This window comes from Microcoleus sp. B3-A4, from assembly GCF_036705385.1.
Lineage (GTDB): Bacteria > Cyanobacteriota > Cyanobacteriia > Cyanobacteriales > Microcoleaceae > Microcoleus.
In genome coordinates, this window is sequence record NZ_JAUBUI010000069.1 from 12936 (window position 1) to 32200 (window position 19265).

The 19265-nt window shown below is 45.9% G+C and carries 16 protein-coding genes; 12 read left to right on the forward strand and 4 right to left on the reverse strand.

What is annotated here, in order from left to right; genetic code table 11:
* The first annotated feature begins 76 nt into the window (after positions 1 to 76).
* The 6 genes from typA to QUB33_RS22310 all read left to right on the forward strand — a co-directional run bounded on the left by typA (position 77) and on the right by QUB33_RS22310 (position 6886).
* The gene (gene typA / locus QUB33_RS22285; RefSeq protein ID WP_333354375.1) at positions 77 to 1867 is read left to right on the forward strand and encodes a translational GTPase TypA; all 1791 of its coding nucleotides are present in this window, start codon (positions 77 to 79) and stop codon (positions 1865 to 1867) included.
* A gap of 319 nt (positions 1868 to 2186) precedes the next feature.
* Positions 2187 to 3338 (forward strand): AAA family ATPase, encoded by a 1152-nt coding sequence (locus QUB33_RS22290; RefSeq protein ID WP_333354378.1) that lies wholly within the window; start codon positions 2187 to 2189, stop codon positions 3336 to 3338.
* Complete coding sequence (locus QUB33_RS22295) at positions 3328 to 3924, forward strand: hypothetical protein (RefSeq protein ID WP_333354382.1); 597 nt, start codon at positions 3328 to 3330, stop codon at positions 3922 to 3924. Before QUB33_RS22290 ends, QUB33_RS22295 begins: the two co-directional genes overlap by 11 nt.
* A gap of 225 nt (positions 3925 to 4149) precedes the next feature.
* A complete protein-coding gene (locus tag QUB33_RS22300) occupies positions 4150 to 5022 on the forward strand; it encodes a ParA family protein (protein ID WP_333128956.1) in 873 nt (290 codons plus the stop codon).
* Entirely contained in the window at positions 5019 to 5465 is a 447-nt protein-coding gene (locus QUB33_RS22305) for a hypothetical protein (protein WP_333354385.1), read from the forward strand. The genes QUB33_RS22300 and QUB33_RS22305 overlap by 4 nt, the downstream gene beginning before the upstream one ends.
* 23 nt (positions 5466 to 5488) lie before the next feature.
* Positions 5489 to 6886: a hypothetical protein gene (locus tag QUB33_RS22310; protein WP_333354389.1), complete on the forward strand. Its 1398-nt coding sequence runs from the start codon at positions 5489 to 5491 to the stop codon at positions 6884 to 6886.
* A 141-nt stretch (positions 6887 to 7027) separates the two neighbouring features.
* Here the strand turns inward: QUB33_RS22310 and hpsL are convergent, their stop codons facing one another.
* Entirely contained in the window at positions 7028 to 8695 is a 1668-nt protein-coding gene (gene hpsL, locus QUB33_RS22315; RefSeq protein WP_333354392.1) for a hormogonium polysaccharide biosynthesis protein HpsL, read from the reverse strand.
* A 381-nt stretch (positions 8696 to 9076) separates the two neighbouring features.
* Between hpsL and QUB33_RS22320 the strand changes: the two genes are divergently transcribed.
* Positions 9077 to 9775 carry an alpha/beta hydrolase gene (locus tag QUB33_RS22320; protein ID WP_333354395.1) on the forward strand — a complete coding sequence of 233 codons (699 nt, stop codon included), beginning with the start codon at positions 9077 to 9079 and terminating at the stop codon, positions 9773 to 9775.
* A 143-nt stretch (positions 9776 to 9918) separates the two neighbouring features.
* Here the strand turns inward: QUB33_RS22320 and QUB33_RS22325 are convergent, their stop codons facing one another.
* The 3 genes from QUB33_RS22325 to QUB33_RS22335 form a co-directional block, all read right to left on the reverse strand.
* On the reverse strand, positions 9919 to 10815 hold the full coding sequence (locus QUB33_RS22325; RefSeq protein ID WP_333354399.1) for a CoA-binding protein: 897 nt from the start codon (positions 10813 to 10815) through the stop codon (positions 9919 to 9921).
* 83 nt (positions 10816 to 10898) lie between these two features.
* Complete coding sequence (locus QUB33_RS22330; RefSeq protein WP_333354402.1) at positions 10899 to 12128, reverse strand: succinate--CoA ligase subunit beta; 1230 nt, start codon at positions 12126 to 12128, stop codon at positions 10899 to 10901.
* A 336-nt stretch (positions 12129 to 12464) separates the two neighbouring features.
* On the reverse strand, positions 12465 to 13982 hold the full coding sequence (locus QUB33_RS22335) for a glycosyltransferase family 2 protein (RefSeq protein ID WP_333354405.1): 1518 nt from the start codon (positions 13980 to 13982) through the stop codon (positions 12465 to 12467).
* A 246-nt stretch (positions 13983 to 14228) separates the two neighbouring features.
* Between QUB33_RS22335 and ebsA the strand changes: the two genes are divergently transcribed.
* From ebsA to QUB33_RS22360, 5 genes are all read left to right on the forward strand, one after another.
* Positions 14229 to 14603 carry a type IV pilus biogenesis protein EbsA gene (ebsA, locus tag QUB33_RS22340; protein ID WP_333354408.1) on the forward strand — a complete coding sequence of 125 codons (375 nt, stop codon included), beginning with the start codon at positions 14229 to 14231 and terminating at the stop codon, positions 14601 to 14603.
* Positions 14604 to 15977: 1374 nt separating this feature from the next.
* Positions 15978 to 17075, forward strand: coding sequence for a phosphotransacetylase family protein (locus QUB33_RS22345; protein ID WP_333354411.1), 1098 nt, complete (start codon positions 15978 to 15980; stop codon positions 17073 to 17075).
* A 278-nt stretch (positions 17076 to 17353) separates the two neighbouring features.
* Entirely contained in the window at positions 17354 to 17857 is a 504-nt protein-coding gene (locus QUB33_RS22350) for a DNA recombination-mediator protein A (protein ID WP_190656016.1), read from the forward strand.
* 15 nt (positions 17858 to 17872) lie between these two features.
* Positions 17873 to 18289, forward strand: coding sequence for an MAPEG family protein (locus QUB33_RS22355; protein WP_333284311.1), 417 nt, complete (start codon positions 17873 to 17875; stop codon positions 18287 to 18289).
* A 123-nt stretch (positions 18290 to 18412) separates the two neighbouring features.
* On the forward strand, positions 18413 to 18904 hold the full coding sequence (locus QUB33_RS22360; protein ID WP_333284257.1) for a YajQ family cyclic di-GMP-binding protein: 492 nt from the start codon (positions 18413 to 18415) through the stop codon (positions 18902 to 18904).
* The last annotated feature ends 361 nt before the right edge of the window (positions 18905 to 19265 follow it).

Here is a 19265-nt window from a genome sequence, read left to right on the forward strand (position 1 = left end):
CGATCGCCCCTTGACTCGATGCGCTACAATTATTAAGAAATCTTTAGTTAGCTCCGTTTAACGTTCCAGACGCATTATGAGTCTTCCCATTCGCAACGTCGCCATCATTGCTCACGTCGATCACGGCAAAACCACCCTTGTGGACGCTCTCCTCAGACAGTCCGGGATCTTCCGCGAAGGGGAAGAAATCCCAGATTGCGTCATGGACTCCAACGACATCGAGCGCGAACGTGGCATTACCATCCTTTCCAAAAACACCGCCGTCAGGTACGGAGAAACCCTGATCAACATCGTCGATACCCCCGGACACGCGGACTTTGGCGGAGAAGTCGAACGAGTTCTCGGCATGGTTGACGGCTGTCTGCTGATCGTAGACGCCAACGAAGGCCCAATGCCACAAACCCGGTTCGTGCTCAAAAAAGCCCTAGAAAAAGGACTGCGCCCGATCGTCTTTGTGAATAAGATCGATCGCGAGCGAGCCGACCCCCACAAAGCCGTCGATAAAGTTTTGGATCTGTTCCTCGAGCTAGGTGCGGACGACGATCAGTGCGAATTTCCCTATCTCTTCGGTTCCGGCTTAAGCGGTTACGCCAAAAAACACCTCGAAGACGAAGGGGTAGATATGAAGCCCCTCTTTGAAGAAATCCTCGACCACGTACCACCCCCCGTAGGCGACCCCAACAAGCCACTACAACTGCAAGTAACCACCTTAGATTACTCAGAATACGTTGGTCGCATCGTCATCGGTCGCATCCACAACGGCACGATTAGAATCGGTCAACAAGCAGTCTTAATCACCGAAAGCGGCGCGATTGTCAAATCAAAAATTACCAAATTGATGGGCTTTGAAGGCCTGAAGCGGATTGATATCCCAGAATCTTCTGCTGGTAATCTTGTCGCCGTTGCCGGTTTTGCTGATGCCTATATTGGCGAGACAATTACCTGCCCCAACGACCCGCAAGCGCTGCCTTTAATCAAGGTAGATGAACCGACTTTGCAGATGACTTTCTCGGTGAACGATTCGCCGTTCTGCGGTCAAGAAGGAAGTTTGGTGACATCGCGACAAATTCGCGATCGGCTAATGCGAGAACTCCAAACCAACGTCGCCTTGCGCGTCGAAGAAACCGAATCTCCCGACAAATTCCTCGTATCCGGCCGCGGCGAACTCCACCTCGGAATCCTGATCGAAAATATGCGTCGCGAAGGATACGAATTCCAAGTATCTCAACCGCAAGTAATCTACCGCGAAATCGGTGGTCGTCCCTGCGAACCTTTTGAATGTTTGGTATTAGACGTACCCGAAGAAGCAGTCGGCGGCTGCATCGAACGGCTCGGTCAGCGGAAAGCAGAAATGCAAGATATGCACGTCAGCAGCACCGGCCGCACGCAAGTAGAATTTTCAGTTCCCGCCCGCGGCTTGATCGGGTTCCGAGGCGAGTTTATGCGCTTGACTCGCGGCGCTGGAATTATGAACCACAGCTTCCTCGATTATCGCCCCCTGGGCGGAGAAATTGTCGCCCGTCGCAACGGAGTATTGATTTCCTTTGAAGAAGGAATTGCAACTACTTATTCACTGAAAAATGCTGAAGACCGCGGCGTATTTTTCATTACCCCCGGAACCAAGGTTTACAGAGGGATGATTATCGGAGAAAACAACCGAGATGAAGACATGGAGCTGAATATTTGCAAGTCGAAGCAGTTGACAAACCACCGCGCATCTGGCGGTGAAGAATTGGCGCAATTGCAAGCCCCGATCGACATGAGTTTGGAGCGCGCTTTGGAGTACATCGGCCAGGATGAATTGGTGGAAGTAACACCGAAATCAATTCGCTTGCGGAAGGTTTCTAAGAAGTTGGTGAAACGGTAAAACAACTTGAGGGCTGGCAAAATTGCCAGCCCTTAGTGTCAACTTCAAACTGTATTTAAAGGCAATATTAATAATAGTAAATAACCGAGTAATTATGAAAACTATCTAAATTTGATAAGCAATTAAGCAGATGGAACCATGAAAACCACCGTTGAACTTAACTAAGAATTGGTTAAAGAAGCCTTTCGCTTAACCAATTTCCAGACATAAAAATAACTAATTGGCTTTGCTTTGCAAGTACAAAGTCTTGTGGGAGAACGGATGTATTTCTAATCGACCCTTAAATTGCTCATTATCCTAAGGTTTATCAATAAAATTTATGCTGAAGAGAATTTATGTAAATAATTTTAGATGCCTGGTCAATTTTGAATTGACAGTAGATAGCTTAAATCTCTTTCTGGGTTCAAATGGATCGGGCAAAACTACCGTTTTCGAGGTTTTAAGAAAACTACAGAAATTTATTTTAGGCGAGCAAGCTTTACAGCGAGAGTATAGGGTATCAGATTTGTTTGCAAGGAAGGATTTAACAAGATGGCAAAAATCCGGCATTCAAAATTTTGAATTAGATATTCAAGGAAATGGTGGCATTTATAAATACACCCTAGAAATACAACATCAAGGAGAGTATGAACCGCCTAGAATGCGTCTGGAAAGCTTAACTTTTGACGGACAACCTCTGTTTAATTTCTGGGTTGAGGCAGGAGAGAGAGGTAAGTCTGTAGGTCAAGCCAAACTGTATAATGACGATCCCGATCGCGAAGGTCCTTTCTTACCGTTCTTTGATGGGTCGCGTTCTGGGATTGGTTTTATTTACGAGAGACATGACAATCAAATGCTTACATGGTTCAAAAAACGGATTTCTAACTTTTTTATTGTACAGATCAATCCTTATATAATGGAATCAGAAAGCCTTAAGGAGGAAAGTTCACCTAACTGGGATATGTCAAATTATGCAGCTTGGTACAGCTATTTATCTCAAGAATCTCAAGGTAAAATCATTAAATTAACGCTGGAATTACAAAAGATTATCCAAGGATTTGATTCATTTCAAAATTCTAAATCCGGTGATGTTAGGATTTTGTCAGCATCTTTTACCCGTCCCAGCAAGGCTGCTTATAGGCTTAATGAATTATCGCACGGTCAAAAAGCTTTAATTGCTCTATACACCTTAATATATTGTTCTCCTGATGATAATTTTACTTTGTGTATTGATGAACCAGAAAATTTCCTGGCTTTACCGGAAATAAAACCTTGGTGGGGTAGGGTGATGGACTATTGTGTGGAAAATCAAGCACAAGCAATGTTAATTTCTCATCACCCCTCATTAATTAATTACTTAGCAAGCAATTCAGGTTATTGGTTTGAACGAAGAGATAATGAAGCTGTCCGCGTGCGGCGAATTACTGATACTGAAGAAGAAGGTTTATCAGTTGCTAAGCTTATAGAACTTGGATGGATTTATGACGAGTAGAGATGATTTACCAGAAGTAACTATTCTCTGTGAAGATATTGACCAAGAGCGATTTATCAGACAATATCTAATCTGCCGGGGCTTGGACGATCGCAAAATTAAAGACTTTGGCAATCCTAAAGGGAGAGTAATTGACAATAACAATGCTTCGATAGTCAAGTATTATCCAGCTCTTATGAAAAGTTATAGAAGAACACGTAAGTACAGAAATATTGCTGTAGTGGTAATGATTGATGCTGATGAAGATAGCTTGGACGATCGAATGCGTTCTTTAAATATAGCATTAGACGAAACAGCAGGTAATTTAAACAGAGATCCGCGACTGCGTGACGAGAAAGTTGCTATTTTTGTGCCCGCCCGAAATATTGAAACGTGGTTTTATTACATTAATAACAATATGGAAGGACAAGAATGTAATGAAAATACTGATTATAAAGATAAAAAAATGAGTGCAGAAGAGAGGATTGAACTAGCTAAAAGAGCGGCAAAAAAATTGGCTACAGAAATATGTCCTCAGGGAGTCGATCGCATTACTTTGCCTTCTCTCCGTTATGCGTGTACGGAGTTGCAACGGCTACAGTTTTAAAAAATGAGTTAGTTGATGTGACATGATGTTCTGTTAGATCCCCGATTTCTTAAAGCCATCGAAGAGCTGGGTTTTCTGTTTTCTTAAGTTGTTCTACTTAGTTAATGATATATCATTTTTATATATCAATTGGCACATCGTGACTCTAGTGTGCGATCGCGCGATCGACTAACCGCCACAATATGTTTTAATTTATATTTGAGCAAAATCCAAACAAAATTAGCCATGAGTCCTAAATCAATAGCCGTAATCAACTTCAAAGGCGGTGTCGGAAAGACCACCGTCACTTGGAGTCTGGGAAATATTATATCCCAAGGAACCGACTTAGAAGTCTTGATGTTAGACTTAGATCCGCAAATGTCGCTCACAGAGGCGATCGGACTTAACGAAAATACAGGTCATTTAGATGACAAGTTTGGTAAGTGGTACGAACAATCTCTCAAGCATAGACTTACAATTTACGACGCTCTAGAAGTCTTTAAAAAAGCCGGACATAACTTTAAATTTCCCGTTGGTTTCGACACCATTTATCAGATTGACGAACAGTTGCATTTTGTCCCTTCAGTTGAAGAATTGTATTGGTTGGATATCGATGGATTTGAGGGAAAAAGTGTTAAAGACTTCATCCGCAGATTTATCGGCAAAATCGCCAACTCTGCCAATCTCCCCAAATACGATTTGATGCTTTTTGACTGTTCACCTTCCTTCAGCCTCCTCACCTACAGCGTACTCTCTTGCTGCGACTTAATATTGATTCCCGTCAATCCCGATTATTTTGGTTCGAGGGGATTGAGTTTAGTTTTAAATTCGCTCCAGAAACGGATTGAGCCTTATCCGTTTCCCAAAATTGCAGTGTTTATGAATAAAGCTAAAATTTATGGAGGATTGCTGACAAATGAAGTTCAGTTTTACATGAGAGAAGTAAAGAGACTTTGTGCAGAGATATCAAAAGACAATAACATAGAAGTTAGATTTTTAGAATCGACGATTCGGGAAAGCGTCGGGCTAAAACGGGCGATTAATGAGGGAGAACTGCCGCGAGAATTAGTTAGAGAATTTGAAAAACTATGGCGCGAGTGTGAGGAGTATCTCAAATGAGTAAAAAAGAAATTTTGGCTACTTCCGAACAAGAAAGCGGGGGGTTAGTTGAGGAAATTGGCGAACTTAAGGAAATCTTACGGGACGTTTCTAGAAAATTAACCCGGCTTGAAACTCAAGTCAAGCGGGGCGTGCTTTCTGCTGGGTCAAAAACTTCTGATATTCCCACGGGTGCTGATGTAAATAAACCTGTTAATTTATCGGCTGCCAATGTTCTAGAAGTTTATGAAGAACTGCGTTTACAAGCTAAGAATGGTAATGAAGAAGAGGTGAGGAAAAAATTGTTGGCAATGAGTGCAACTGAGTTGAACTTGATGTGTTGCGAGTTAGGGATGCCACCCAGCAGCAAGAATCCGTCCCGAAAAAAAATGTTCGAGCTAATTATTGGCAGAATTAAACAGAGTTTGAGGCTGTCGCGGCATATAGACCGACAAACACTTTGAAAATTAGCATAGGAATCGATAAAATGCGTTTTAACTTGCATTTCCCGCTGCGATATAGAACAGGCAAGATGCCCGTTCCACAAGAGTTTAAGTTGAGTGTGGGGTGGGCATCTTGCCCGCCCATCAAAAGCTTGTTGCAAATTCTGCAACTTTTCAGCTTCCATAAATTATGGCGGATCAGGGCGATCGGCCTATTTTCACTAACACTCTTAATCAGCTTGTTTTTGAGCCTTCACAGTCCTCCCCCAACCGCAGCCCAAAAACCAAGGATACTAGCGTTTACCGCCCTCCAGATGCGTGGCAGCGAGAACAGATCCCCTTTATTTGCGGTCAATGCTACCAGTTCCGCTCGCCGCGAACTTACAACTAATATAGATGTTATCGCTCCCCTAGTGTGGTCGCCCAACGGGCAGCGACTGGCTTTTGTTGGCGGATACAGCGACATCTATACAGTCAATGCTGACGGTTCTCGACTAACTAAACAATTTGCTGAGGCTGGTTGCAAAGCAGCTAATTTTGCAATAGCTTGGTTTCCCAACAGCCAGAAACTTGTTTTTACCCGTTCTTGCGATGGTTTTACCTCTGATGATCCCGGCAGCCAATCACTTTATACAAGCAACACTTCTGGCATTAAAGGAACTAAATTAGTTAGGAATTTGGAAGTAGGAGGACAGCCGCCTAAAACAGAAATTTCATCTGAATTTTACATTTCACCCGACGCCCAGCAGGTAGCATTTGTCAAGGATAAAAATATCTACAAAATGAATGCCGACGGTTCGGGAATGACCAAACTAACTAAAAGTCCCGGCGAATATATATCGGGCGGAAGTGAACTTGTGTGGTCGCCCGATCGCACAAAAATTGCTTTCCTGGTCGGCGCTTATCCGAAACAGCAAATTTACACAATTAATGCCGATGGAACCAACCTCAAAAATTTGACAAACAACCCGCAAAATGAGGTTTACAACGTCAAACTATTTTGGTCGCCCGACAGCAGCCGCATTGCTTACTATTATAATAAACCCGGCGATTTAGCAGGCGAACAGCAAGATATATCCCTGCTCGACATTAACCGGGGGACAGCCAAGAACCTCACCCAAAAACCCAGAAACTACGACGAACTTTCGTGGTCGCCGGATGGCAAATTTATTGCTTTCGTCGCTGGAGAGTTCAACAATCAAAAACTCTACACAATCACTGCTGACGGAAAGCAGCTAAATCAACTAGCTACCCAGCTAAAACCGTCGGCAATTTCAGAATTAGCTTGGTCTACTGACAGCCAGCAAATTGCTTTTATATTTAACGAAACCCAAGGAGACAAAAGCAACTTGTATTTAATTAATCGGGACGGTTCGGCATTGACTAAATTGACAAACGACAAAGATGTGAATGCTAGCAATCCGGTTTGGCAACCGCAGTAAAGTTACGAGTCACAATATGCTGTAGGGGTGGGTTTTAGCACAGATAAACCCAGAACGCCGGGCTATATTTGCACCGCCTTGGATCGAAAGCGGGTTACTGAACAAGAAAGAATCCACCCAACTCAACACTCAAAACTCTTCTCAAATGGGGGCAGATGCAATAATTTTTTTCTCCTTTAATTGCTGGTGAACTTGCAAATCATTTGACTCAAGTTCTTGGGGTTTTTCATCCTGCACCTGTTTGTCAATTTTGGGCAACTTTAAAATCGCCCCAGCTAAAACCCAATAATACACGGACACTGGATCTACATCGAGCGGATAGTATTGAGGATTGATCGTAATAAATCCCACAAATACCCAAAAACTAGCTCCGTAACTCCGCAAACTTTTGTCTTTCACAGAACGGTAAGCTCTAAAAGTTAGAAAAGCCAAGTGTAAAACCATGATCTGAAAAGCAATCATTCCTGGATAACCGAGTTCGTAAATCAACTTAGGTTGGAAAGTTTCAATTAGCTGCGTAGCACCAAATATTCGCGTTGAATTAGTTGCTCGTCCCACACCTCTACCGAGAGGTCTGTCAATGATAAAATTGTGGCTTTGCTTGAACTGATTAAAGAGAAACTGCTGGGGCGGTGCAGCATTCCAGCGCTTAACAAAACTCTCCCGCTGCTGCTCGACAATTCCCGGGCTAATTGCTGCCCCGACAAACAGCAGAATCGCCAGTCCTGCACCGATGGGAATAAATCGTTTTAAATTAACTAATTGACCGGTAAGAACTAGCAAGATTGCCGTAGCAACGGGAACCATAACTAAAGCAGCTCTTTGACCGGAAATAACTGCATTGGCAAATACTAATGCCATGCCAAATAAACCGATAACTCGCCACCAGAATGAAGGGTCGCAAAAGGCAGAGGCAAAGGTTAAAAAAGCATTAGAAATTAAAAACCAAGCCCACTGCCAAGGCGCTACAAAAGTTCCCGGCAAGCGGATAAACTTGACTTCTGGACTGAACACTAAAGAACCGCCGACAAAACATCTAGCTTGCAGCGTTGCTTTAAATAAGTCGTTTCCGCTCATTCCTCGGGTACCCGCACATTTTCCACTTTGGAGCAACAGGTACTGCATCAAACCGAGAAGGCAGCAAACGATCGCCAAAACGATGTGCATTCGACTAAAAAATACCAAATCCTTCTTAGTGCGAAGCAGATAATAGGTACACCCAATCAGCGGTATGTAACCTATCAATACTTTTAAGCCGAGAATTCCTTGCAGAATTGGTTTCTCACCCTTCATAGGGTTGAGCTGCATATCGCCGTTGACAAAAATTAAAGTTAGCATTGCCATCATCAACAGGATGCTAAAGGTAGAAAGCATTTGTTTGGGGATGAACAGGGGCAACTGTTTCTTTTTGCAGCTTTGAATTAGGGCGATGAGAGCTGGTATGTAGAAAGCATCTTTGGCTAATTGAAATGCAGCATTCCCGCCGCCAATTGCGTAAGTAATTGTACCGCTGAAAGGCAGGTAAATTAGAAAAGTCCACAAAGCTTGGCGGGGGTATTTGTAGGAAAGCAGCAAGATGGCTGCGGCTCCGCCTCCTGCAATAGCAATCTTAGGACCTGCCACGAACAACAGGGGGATGCTGAGAGCAACGGTGACTAAGCAGCTTATGGCGATCGCCTGCACCAATTCATTGCGCTTTTCTGAAATTTTGCGTTTTTGTGCAGCTACTTCTTTTTTGCTTAGCGCGGTTGTTTTTTCGCTGTGCTTGTGTTTGGATTTCTTGGATTTGCGCTTGGTTTTCAACAACATATACAAGAAGGAAGAGGGAAGAGGGAAGAGGGATTTAGTGGTCGAGGAAAGAAATAATAAGTAATTCCTTATGTTTCAGCAATTAATAATTTCCTCCGCATCAGGGGGATTACTATAAATTTTATAAGGCACTTATGTAGAAGGCTGAAGGCAATATGATGTAGAAGGCTGGACATCGAGAAGGTAGAAAGCAGAATCAATAGAAGCAAAAATATTTCGGTAGAGTTGCTTACTTATTCTTAAAGCTAATATCGACAAAAAGTCTCGGTCGAGATTGTGGGTGTGACGCGGGCACAAATTACACTGGCGACCTTGTAGAATATAACTGCTGCATCTATAATGTACAAATCTCGAAAAAATAATTTTAATCTAGCGGTGAATATGAAATTAACAAAATTTGTATCGATCGGCAGTGCTCTACTATTAGGAGCAAGCGCGAGCATATTATCTAGCAGTACAGCATTAGCTGCAGAAAAAATTGTCCTCACATTTGGCCCGATCCGACAAGCCATCAATGTCAGCGACTTAGAAGACTTTGCTAAAGACGGCACGACGACGCCAACCCTCCAACAAATTATCCGGTTCTCCAAAATGGACGCGCAAATGCTCCGGGGGTTCATGGGTTTAGAAATCGGTTTAAAGCCTGCTAATCTGGCGAGGGTAGTCTACAGCACCCCGGGAGAAAAAATCACTGACCAAATCGGTCAAGCAATTCGGACTCAGCGCCGCACAGAAAGCGGGAAAGCTCTGCGAGCAGCGATGATCCTGGCAGCCGGGGACGACGGTAAGGTATCGCTACTAGAAATCCTGAAAAAGTATCCTCTCAACGAGGTTTACGTAGATGTTGCCAGCCTTCGCACCGCTGTTGGGAAAGTTCAAAGTATAGCCGGAACTCTGCAAAGCCTGCTTCAAGATGTGATGCGATCGACAACTCGCACAACTGAAACAACTCGCCCCGAAAGTCCGATCGAACCTCGCCGCAGCGTGCAGCCAACTACTCCGCCTCCAGCGCCGCGCCGCGCCGCTCCCTTGCCAGCACCCGCACCGCAGCCTGTGACGCCGGTCAGAGGGCTTTGGTAAAAAAATCATAAATGTGTCCTCAAGGCGGGTTGAAGCGGCTGTTGTGGCATCCTGCCGACTCTTTTGAGACCAAACCCGCCCCCGCCCTACCCCTATCCCAACCCCCAAGAGGGTTAGGACTTTGGTGAAAACTCCCAAAGCAATCAATGTTTCTTTAGCAATTTTTTGAGCAACTTAGGAATCTCTGAAGGTCGAGCCGCCACAGGTATGTCCGCCTCTTCAAAGGCAGCCATTTTGTTTGGGGCCGTAACTCCAAAGGCTTTCTGGGCAGCCGCCCGAGAACTGATCAGGATGCCGGCGTGGCCCAAAGACGGCCCCTTGGGAGCGTAGCGGCCGGCCAGATAAGCAACCACGGGTTTGTCGATCGCCGAGGCGATGTAAGAAGCAGCAGCTTGTTCACTCCACCCGCCAACTTCCCCCACCAAAACCATCGCTTCGGTACTGTCGTCTTCGTCCAAAATTTGCAGCCACTGCATAAAAGAAGAACCGACAATCGCGTCGCAGCCAATACAAACCGCCATCGACTGTCCCAACCCAGCCTCCGTCAGTTCTAGGGCAACTTCGTAAGTCAAAGTGCTGCTGCGGCTGATCACTCCCACCGGGCCGGGAGTGTAAAATTCCTTGGGGTGAGTTCCCAGCAGGAGTTTGTCGGGCACAATAATCCCCGGACTGTTGGGCCCGATTACCAAAGTTTCGGTGGCTTCTGCTTTTCTGACTAAGTGCACCATATCCAGAGGAGGCACTCCCCCAGTAACGATCGCGATTTGCCGAATTCCTCCGGCGATCGCTTCTAAAGCAGCATCCAGCACCGAGTAAGCGTCTACCAAAATTACCGCAGTGTCAACGTGACCCACTGCCGCCACTGCTTGTTCTACCAAATCAAAAATCGGAATTCCCTCCACTTCCAGCCCCCCCCGACCGGGACTAACACCGGCGACTACATTCGTGCCGTATGCTTTCATCATCAGGGCGGCGCGGGTGGACGCGGGAGATTCTGTAATGCCCTGTACTAGGACTTTGCTTTCAGGAGTTAAATTCATTTTTTCCCACTTGACACTCGATCTGTAAAAAGCAGAAGGCCTTCATCTGTACAGAAATCTCATTTTTTGCCGATCGACTGCCGCTACTTGGCGGAGGATACAGAAGCGGCCGCGGCCTCATCCAAAGTGCTAGCTAGCTGCACCGGCAACTGTCCCAAAGGCTTTTTAACAGCATCAGCATCGATCTCTACCAGCCGCAGCACCACTTGGATGTGGCGGTTAGCGCGAGCTTTCCGTTCCAAATAGCCGGCTACTGCAGCGATTATTTCCTCGGTCTTGGAGGCGCTGCCCAAAATATTTACAAGTATCACCTTAACGCTTTTATCCTGAGCGACTAACTCCAGACCCAAATCCGCGCGATCGCGCAGGGCATTTGCTGCTTCGTAGCCGTCTAGGGAACCAATATTCACAAAATTAGCTGGTTTTCCTCCTTGGTGGGTTACAGCATCTAGAGTTGCCATTGTCAGGCCCACTCCGTTGCACAAAATCGCGATATTCCCATCTAGTTCGATTAATTGCAGGGATTCGGAATTGGAGATTGGGGATTTAGATTTGGGGTCAAACTCCGGCTGCTGCTGAACCTTCGAGTAGGAATGGGGGCGATCGCTAGGGGCATGGAGACTTCTCCTTTCCCGTGCCAACCCGCTGCTTTGCCTCTTCCCCGATAGTGCCGCCAAATCTGGATGCCGCCCCAAGGCATCGTCGTTGGCGGTGACTTTACCGTCTAAAGCCATGACCTCTCCCGTCGGGCTGATGCCGAGAGGATTGATTTCTACTAGGTCTAAATCTTTTTCGACAAACAGCCGGTACATTTTTTCGACAATGGTGCTCACCGATTGAATCAAGTCTCCCTGCAATCCCATTTTCAGCGCGAGACGCCGCGCGTAGAATGGGGAAAATTCTTGATCTACGGCAACTTGCTGCATTTGCTCGATCGACCGTTCGACATCCATACCTCCTTGTCTCGATCCCAGTAGCACCGGGCGGCGGGCTACGGGGTCTAGGAGTACCGCTAAGTACAATTCTTGGTCAGCGTTGTACTTTGCTTCTGCCAGTAGAACTTGGGGATATTCATCCTCGATCGGCAAATTAAAAATTGTTTGGGCGGCTGCTACTGCATCGATCGTATTTTCCACAAACTTGATACCGCCCGCCCGGCCGCGTCCCCCAGCCCGCACTTGCGATTTGAGTACAACGGGGTAGGGAATTTTCAGTCCTTTGAGGTCGGCGGGATTGTCAATCCGCTGCGACGGCAAAATCGGAATTGCCATCTGGCGAAATAAAGATTTAGCTTGGTACTCTAACAAATCCATTATCAATTACGGGTTACGGGTAGTTGGCAACAAGCAATTCGTCCTAATTGGCAATTCATAATTAATAGATAGTAATTGGTTTTTTGTCAAGTTAAAAGTTAAAAATTATCGCTTTTATCTTTTATTTTTCGACTTTTGTATGACCGATTACTTATTCGCTATTACCGCTCGCCGATTACCTATTACCTAAGCTGTTTCAAAGTGTTTTTTTCTAGGAATTGCCAAATTTTACTGTCGGCTCTGGCGGGGAGATATTTGGCGAGCGTTGGTGTTTTTTTGTCTCGGAAAATCTTCGGACGTTCGGCGATACTGTGCCGAGATATTTTTGCGAATTGTTTACTTGATGCTATTAACAGCGCCTTGATGGACGGTTTTGACCCATTTGAGCCGCTTGGGCCGTACCGCAATCCGAGCCGTCACAGTCCCTACCAGCAGCCAGTGGAACATATACAGAGTACCCCGCAGCGTTTGCAGGAAGGTGACAAAAACTCTTTTAACGTCAAATTTGGTCTCTTTGCGAGTGCGGCGCAAACCGACAAACATTCCCACCACCGACAATGTAAGGGTCATAAAAGTTATGGGACTAGCGATCGGCATCCGGCGCAGCGCAATTGACATCACAAAGTCGGGTAGGGCTACTGTGGGTAAGAAATATTGAGATACCCAAAATCCAAATAAATCCCAAGTTTTCCCAGTTCCCATGCGGTTCCGCAAAATTAGCCGCCAGTAGTCAAGATAACGCTGATAGCCACCTTCTGCCCAGCGATTGCGCTGGTGCCACAGGGCGCGAGCGTTAGTGACTCCTTCTTCTGACACGGCTGGGAAAGCGAGAAATTCAATGTCCCATCGGTCTAGGTGCAGCCTCAGAGTCAAATCCAGGTCGTCGGTAATCGTCTCTTCGTTCCAGCCTCCGCAGCTTTCCAAGGCGGTGCGACGCATGAATTGGCCGTTACCGCGCAATTCTCCAATGCCGCCGATCGCAATCCGCTGCTGCTGGAAAAAACTGTCGAGAGCCATTTCTGCTTCTTGGCCACGAGTCCAAAAATTTACCGAAGCATTGGCGATGGCTTTTCTGACTTGCACAGCCCCTACCTTTTCTCCATGGAACACTGGCAGCACCCGGCGCAGCAAATCCGGGGTTACCGTCGCGTCGGCGTCAAATATTCCCACAAATTCCCCGCGAGTCAGGGGTAACACTTGATTCAGGGCTCCCGACTTGCCGCCGCTGGCATTTGCTCCTCTGCGAAATACTTTGAGCTGGGGGTACTTTTTGGTTAGCTGTTCCAATACTAGCGGCGTGGCGTCGCTGCTGTGATCGTCGATCGCCCAAACTTCGTAACGGTCGATCGGATAATCTACATTGCAGATGGATTCTACGAATCGGGCAATCACCGCTTCCTCATTTTTCGCTGCCACCAGCAGCGACACGTAAGGCCAATCCTCTCGGCTTTCATCGGCAAGAGGCGGCAGTGCGGGCTTGGGTTCCGCAAACAACACTCGAAATGCTTGCATCCACAGCAGTCCCGTCAACCCCCACACTACCCACGCACCCCAAGAAATCAAGTGCAGGGCGATCGTGCCGGCCCAAATCGCAGTCAGCACTGCGGCAGCTTTTCTGCGGCGTCCCCGGTACAGATTTTGAGGAAAGGAGGGAGTTCCCGGCACAGACACCGCAACCGGGAGCTCTGCTTTTGTTTCCGCGTCAAACACCCTGTCGCCAATGTCTGGTATAGCAAATACTTTGCTGAGCTTCGAGTGCGAGGTCAAACTCTTGAGCTCTTCTTGAGCTAAATCAGAGATGTCCAAGTTAAGCTCGCTGCGAGCGTCGTTTTCTGGCCAAGAACTCTCCTGCATAGGTTACTTGATTCAACCACCAATAGTTTTTGATTTTAGATATAAGCATCTACTGTATCAGTTTCTGGACTTTTGTCGAAAGCGGACGGGAGGACAACCAGCGGGTTCGGTGCTTGTACGGCCCTGGTAAACGGGTACTGCATCGAGTATTTTGGTTGACTTTTGCTTGCGATCGACCAGGAATATCTGTTAGTTTTTTCTGGGGATCTAAACTATCTGTTAGTAATAATTGTCTGAGGTGGAAATATGACTATTCCTCAACTCAAGCCAGCCGATGACAAAGAAGTGAAAGTCTACGCGCCTTTCTGTCAAGAGCCCAGGCGCAAGTTTTTACCGCACGCTATTGGCCTCTACAAGCTCAAAAGCTTGGAGGGGGCAAGAAAAATTGACGGTGGGGAGAGCGTGCCGTTTGTCGCTAGTTGGAATATCTCGTCGCTGCCAATCGACTTAACCCGCTGTCGGGTGTTGTTTGACGGCAATGCTGAACTCAGCTACGAAGTGACTATGCAGAGCTCTGAGTTTGTTAGTTGCTTAATTGAGGTACTCCTGACTTTTCAGCGGACTCGTACTGTCGATTTTTCTAAAACGTTTTACCGCAAGCTGATGCGAATGGATGAATAACTTTCACCGCAGCCGCACTCCCGAAAGTCCGCAATTGACAATCAAGCAATTTAATCCGGGGCTCCCGGATAGATTCGCGGATCGAGAAAAAAGCTCCTCGCTCCCGATCGCCAGCCCCCGGATTTATCAGTGGGGTCGCTTTCTTCAATCTAAAATCTAAAATCTAAAATCTAAAATCGATTGACGGGCGCTATAACTGGCGCACCAATAGTGTAACGCCTCGACGGCAACATTACATGATTGGTGCGCCAGCCCTATTTGAGAAGCGGAAAGAGTAAGTGAGTTCTTGGATCATTCTCAATAATCCCTTTGGGGGTCAGCACTTATCCCCATTGCTAAAGTAAATCTACAGCAGTTTTTTCTTGAGCGTGATACAGATCTCGCGTAGGGACTCAGGCTTTTCCTGAGTCCCTAGCTGTATTTCATCCAATTGAAAACTGCTGTATGTGTTGTGGAACAAGCCCAAAAGCCTATTTTGGACATTGGTGCTGTGCGAGTACGCGCGAGCGAAGCTATCGCCGTTAGGCGAATCGCGCCATCCGCTTGCGTTCAAATTTTGCGACTCGGTAGCTGAGAGGAAAGCGCTGTAGATCCGCCCAAGGAAAATCAATCTACAGTCCTTGAACTGCGATCGGGCTAGCATCGCACTCAGCCTTTGAGCTGCCAAAATTCCAGCCCACGCCGCCCGACAATTTATTGTTTAGAAGCTAGAAGCCCGATCCTAAGCAGCTTATTGCTCGCAGTGCTACCGATCGGTTTGAACGCGGGCGATCGCACTAATAATTAATAACTAATAATACAACGTATCGATTTTCAATTATATGCAAATAGCTCGGACAAGCACGGGGCTTTATTCCTACAAAATACCTGTTTTATAGCAATCATAAATGAGTCGTATTTTTTTATCCCACCCCAAGCTCCCCTTATGAAGGGGAGGGGGTAAGAAATTCACAAATGATTTATTAGAAGTGGTATATACTAAACAAAAAATTTACCAAATCCTCTCAATAGGTGTTTCTAGTGAAAGCACCACTTCTACCCTGTGCTTTTTATTTGATAAAAGTCTGTATTAGTATATAAATCTAGTAATAAAAATGGCTAAAATTTTATAATTAAAATCGGTTTTTAAAGGAAGCAGGGGCGATAAATTATTATCACAAACGGCGGGTAAAACAAACAATTTAAAAACTGCTTTCCCAAAATCCAGTAAAAAGAATGGGAAGAAAAGGGTTGCTAACAGCCGAATAAAACTTTTTCGTAAAAAAACAATCTGCCCAAAAGCGACAAAATCGGGTATAATAGTATTGCCAAATTGAGTCGCAGTTCAGAAATACTGTAGAAAAAACTAAATTTATTGAAATAGACAGGTGCAAATTGAGGATTGAAGGCGTACCCAAATTGACTAAATATTTGCTGATCGGTTCCACAAAAGCTTACAGCGGCAAGTCGGCCATCGCCCTGGGGATGGCACTCGGACTCCGGGGAAAAGGACTGGCCGTCGCCTACGGCAAACCTCTGGGAACCTGTTTCAGCTCCGAGGGAGCTGCGATCGAGGAGGAAGACGTGCGGTTCGCGGTAGAAACGCTGAAGCTCTCAGAAAGTCAGATGCCGTCAACACTGCTCTATTTGGATGAAGAGACGGTTCACAAGCGTTTGCGGGGAGAAGACAAGACAGATTACCGCCAGTCTTTAGCGCAATATTTGCAAGCTCCCAGCGGAGACTTGGTGCTGTTAGAAGGCCCAGCTAATTTGGAGGAAGGCAGTCTGTTTGACTTGTCTTTGGCTCAAGTAGCTGAGGCAGTTGATGCCTCTGTGCTGTTGGTAGCCCGTCCGATCGATCTTTATATAGACGATTTGCTGTCGGCTAAACAGCGTTTGGGTTCGCGGTTGCTGGGCGTGGTACTCAACGACGTTCCCTCGGACAAACTCGAATCCGTAACGGCGACTGTGCGGCCTTTTCTGGAGGCTGCGGGTATTCCAGTTTTGGGAATGCTGCCGAGAAGTGCTTTGCTGCGAAGTGTCAGCGTCAAAGAATTGGTGCACCAATTGAAAGCTGATGTGCTGTGCCGTCGAGACCGTTTGGACTTGATGGTGGAAACCTTGACAATTGGCGCGATGAATGTTAGTTCTGCTCTGAAGTATTTCCGCAAAGCGAGAAATATGGCGGTGGTGACGGGGGGCGATCGCACGGACATTCAGCTAGCAGCTCTGGAGAGCTCGACTCAGTGCTTAATTTTGACAGGTCACTTGCCTCCTTCTCCCCTAGTGATCGGCAGGGCAGAAGAAATGGAAATTCCGGTTTTGTCTGTTGATTTGGATACCTTAACCACGGTAGAAATTATCGACAGCACCTTTGGCAACGTGCGCCTGCACGAACCGATCAAGGTGGAATGCGTTACTCAGCTAATGGCAGAACATTTTGACCTTGATGGCATGATGGCATCCTTGGGCATGAGCGATCGAGTCCATTAATAACAGAGCCGGAGCTGAGGGAAGAAGGTATTCGGCAGAGAAAACTTTTTGTTTAAATAAATAAAAAGCCAAAATTCTTAAATTCTCAATTTTTCTTGAATTCTACCTTGAGCTCCGGCTGGCGAATGTCTTGAGACATTCTGCCTTCTGGCTTCCTCAAATCTCCAGATCCTCTAGTCTGATCCCGTAAATCAGCAATTCTTAACTTCTTTTTGGCGGCAATGGCTAGTGAGTCTGCTAAAATCCACAACGTAGTTTTATTTAATTTAATAAATTCTTTGAGTCAATCAATTGAGCTACCCAGAGTAGATGATTTTTTACAAGAACTTGCGGCGATCCAGCAAACCAGCTCCAAGCGGCTTGCTCTTTTGGGTTCTCGCCACGTTCCTATTACCCACCAGCAGCTAATTGAGATGCTGAGCTACGCCCTAGTTCTGGGAGGCAATCAGCTCATCACTTCTGGCGCTACAGGCACCAATTCAGCCGCAATTCGGGGGGCAATGCGAGCAGATCCTAATCTGCTGACGGTGATTTTGCCACAAAGCATGAGCCGCCAGCCTCGGGAGTCTCGCGACCAACTCGAACAAGTGATACATTTGGTAGAAAATCCCAAAAATGATAGCTTGTCTCTCCCGGAAGCAAGCGCTATGTGCAATCAGGAGATTATTTCTCGCTGCCAGCAACTGATATGTTTTGCTTTTCACGAAAGCCACACTTTGCTGAAAACTTGCCAGGATGCGGAGGAACAGCGCAAGGTAGTTACTCTGTTCTATTTTGATTGAACTGCGAGGCGGATGATGCTGTTGGGATTGCCTGTGTCGGTTATTCTGCTTGATTGTATTGCTGCTGCTGCTGCGCTGGTTTACGCACCGTTTTTGGTGGTTGCGTTCGCCCGCTTGCAGCTAGGCTACGACCAAGCAGCCCCCCGCGCTATGTTTGAGAGGTTGCCTGCTTACGCTCAGCGGGCAACTTGGGCTCACCAAAATTCGTTTGAGACGTTTATGCTGTTTTCAGCGGCGGCTTTGATGGCTTTTGTAACGGGGGTAGATTCGGAATCGGCAGGTTGGGCTGCGATCGCTTTTACGATCGCCCGGTTGTTGTTTTCGGTTTTCTATATTCTGAATGTACCGCTGGCGCGATCGCTCATGTTTGCAATTAGTTCTTCTTGCACTGTTTCTTTATTCTATTTCAGTTTGAGAGCTGTTAATGGCTAATTGTTATTAGTCACTGGTCATTAGTCATTAGTTAAGAGACGCTTAATTAATGACTAATTATTAACTACTAATTACTAATTACCCATTACCAACTACCAATTACCCATTACCAATTACTAATTTATGGCTGCTAGTTATTCCTTTGATATTGTCAGCGAGTTCGATCGGCAAGAATTAGTTAACGCTGTTGACCAAACTGTGCGGGAAATTCAAAGCCGCTACGACTTAAAAGATACAAAAACTACCGTGGAATTGGGCGCCGAATCAATTACTATCAATACGGACAGCGAATTTACTCTGGACGCAATTCACACTGTTTTGCAAACTAAAGCCGCCAAGCGGAATTTATCTTTGAAAATTTTTGATTACGGCAAAGCTGAACCTGCTAGTGGCAGTCGCGTGCGTCAAGAAATTAAACTTAAAAAAGGAATTAGTCAGGAAATCGCTAAACAGATTACTAAATTGATTCGCGATGAATTTAAGAAGATTCAAGGTTCGATTCAAGGAGATGCAGTGCGAGTGTCTGCTAAGGATAAGGATGATTTGCAGTTGGTGATTCAACGCTTGAAGCAAGAAGATTATCCGGTAGCTTTGCAGTTTACCAATTACCGCTAAATTTGAGAGTTTATCGGGACTTGAGTCCTCATAGTTCTGGCGAATAAGGACTCAAGTCCTGATTAGAAACAACTTTTTACCTACTTAGGGCTTGCTGAATAAAAGCCAAAAGATTTACGAGGTCTGGGTTATGCGATCGTGCGATCAAGAGTCATCGCCGTGAAAAACAGGTAAAATAGGTCAAAACCCGTGCATAACCACCTGCGATCGTGTACCGAAAAGTTGAGCTTGCCCCAAAACCCCCATCCGAGTTTGAACTGCCCTTCGGAGGAAGCTTGTCACCAGATAAGCTGTTAAACATCTAAACTGCATTAACTAAGTTACCTTTATTTTTTATTTTTCGGTTCCATTTCATAATTAG